General features: G+C 42.3%; 1 protein-coding gene and 1 pseudogene. One reads left to right on the forward strand and one right to left on the reverse strand.

Features of this window, described 5'->3' with window-relative positions:
• Positions 1-1,014 precede the first annotated feature (1,014 nt).
• Positions 1,015-1,824, forward strand: a complete 810-nt coding sequence (locus tag PX481_RS12865; RefSeq protein ID WP_288024823.1) for a PLL family lectin — start codon at positions 1,015-1,017, stop codon at positions 1,822-1,824.
• On the opposite strand, the pseudogene PX481_RS12870 reads toward PX481_RS12865, so the two are convergent.
• Positions 1,825-2,115 (reverse strand): annotated as a pseudogene (locus PX481_RS12870) (transposase family protein); the annotation flags it as partial. It abuts the gene before it with no gap.
• Positions 2,116-2,267: the final 152 nt, after the last annotated feature.

Here is a 2,267-nt window from a genome sequence, read left to right on the forward strand (position 1 = left end):
AATTCCTTCTTTCAAAACTATACCTATCAATCGTTTCCCCTTTTTTTAAGTTTCTTCTCTTTTTGTTAAGAAAGATCCGACTAATGGATAGCTTGATAAGGGGGGTGCCGATCCCCCCTGCCCCCCTTGATAAGGGGGGTGCCGATAGGCGGGGGGATCCCCCTTGATAAGGGGGGTATCTGATAACTTTTAACGCCTACCTACTTACAGTTAAGGGTACAGCCATTTTCAAGATCGTGACGGGCATCGATCGATCCCTGAATTTGGGCTAACCAAAAGAGGATAATGAATAGCCAGATGACAGCGATCGAATATCGAATCTTGGCGGAGAGAGTCGGGAATTTACCCGACTAATAAGGGATTTTAAAAACTTAGCTCCAAACTAACTTTTGGATGGGTGCAAGGTTGGCCTTGATACCTTAATTCAGCAATGACTAAGAATGCGCTGCTGGGGTAGAGGGTGATTAGATGGATAAATTATAATTTTTAAGTGGGTGGGTGGAATTAAATAAGTAGTCGTGCAAAATTAATTTCCTAGTGAAGATAGGCAAGGGGCAAGAGGTGGTTAGATATGTGTAATTAATTTTGCTTAGGTACTTATAAGATGAACGTAGGTTGGGTTGAAGCATGAAACCCAACGCCCGATTATGTTACGCTACCGCTAACCCATCCTACAAATAATTGTGCCTCCCTACTTAAGAAAATCTTAAAAAGGGTTTTGTATGGAAAAAATCCGTCTAGGATTACAGTTATGCTCGTCGAACAGTAAGGTCGATAATAAGTTCGCAAGAACAGTTAAAATTAAACACTTAATTTCCTAATTCATGTATATCCTATGTTAAAAATTGCCACAATTCCCTATCCAATTGTCACAAAATACAAAAGCTTGTTTGGACAGGCAGAACCAATAGTAAAAAACCCTATTTGGTTGAACTGTTTTGCTCGTGGTATCGATGGTCGTGTTTATCGAAAGTGGTTCGACAACAAAGCCTGGTGGAAACCATCTGACTTTGATTGGCAGCCGCTTGGGGGGGGATTACGGATTACCCAGTGGCAGTGGCATGGTCTAGCAATCGACTTGATATTTTTGCCCGCGGTGTCGATGGCGCTCTGTATCACAATTATGGAAGTAACAACGATAAACCTTTAGCAGGATGGGAACTACTGGGTGGTCTGATTCAAGGTTCTCCTACAGTTGTTTCTTGGGGAAATAATCGAATCGATATTTTTGCCCGTGGCACGGATAATCGTATTTACCACAAGTGGTGGGATGGCAAGGGATGGAAACCCTCACAATTAGATTGGCAACCCCTGCTGGGGGTTGAAACATCTGAGTCTGCTGCCGCAGTAACATGGTCTAAAGGTCGTTTAGACGTTTTCGTACTCGCTTTAGACGGGAATGTGTATCATAACTATGGAAATGGCAATCCTAACAACTGGAGCGGATGGGAAACACTAGGTGGCTCACCGTTAAAAGGATCGCCAACGGTTGTTTCTTGGGGGGATGAGAGGATTGATATTTTCGTCCGGTCGTGGGATGGTACCATTAAACACAAGTCGTCGGATGGAGTATTTCCCTGGAAACCATCACAATTAGATTGGTATGATGTGGGTGGCCCAATTAATACCAATAGACCTGGTACATCTGACCCTCCTGCTGCGGTTGCATGGTCTAAAGGCCGGCTAGACGTATTTATACGCGAACAAAAAGATGGGGCTGTGTATCATAATTATGGCGATGGAAGTCCTAGCAGTTGGAGTGGATGGCAATCACTGGGTGGCAAAATCCAAGGACCTCCTACAGTAGATCTCTTGCAAAAGTAATCAAGATATATATTTTTGTCGGTAACGAAGTTCGTAATTGTAGATACCAGCAATCAAATTCAATCTCAGACCAAATCGCCGTCGGCGATTTCTGTATCTTGATGAAAGTATCCGAAATATTTTGAGACGACGATGAATATGTTCTATAACTATGCGCCGTTGTGATAACTGACGGTTGGCTTTTTTTTGCTCTTTACTTAGTTTTTCTGTTTTCTTTTTTTTATGAGGAATTTGACTGTTTTGATGGATTTTCTGAATCCCTTGATAGCCTTTGTCCCCTAATATTTCTATTTCCTTATTTAACCCTATTTTAGCAACATCTCAATAAATGCTGGTAAGGAAGCCGAAGTCAACCTAGAAAATGAACCCGCACTCGTGAGAAAGCATCGACTTAGGTTGCACTGAGGAAGAAAATCTGCTTTAACGACGGATATGCTTCTTCC

The organism is Microcystis sp. M53603_WE2, assembly GCF_030065435.1.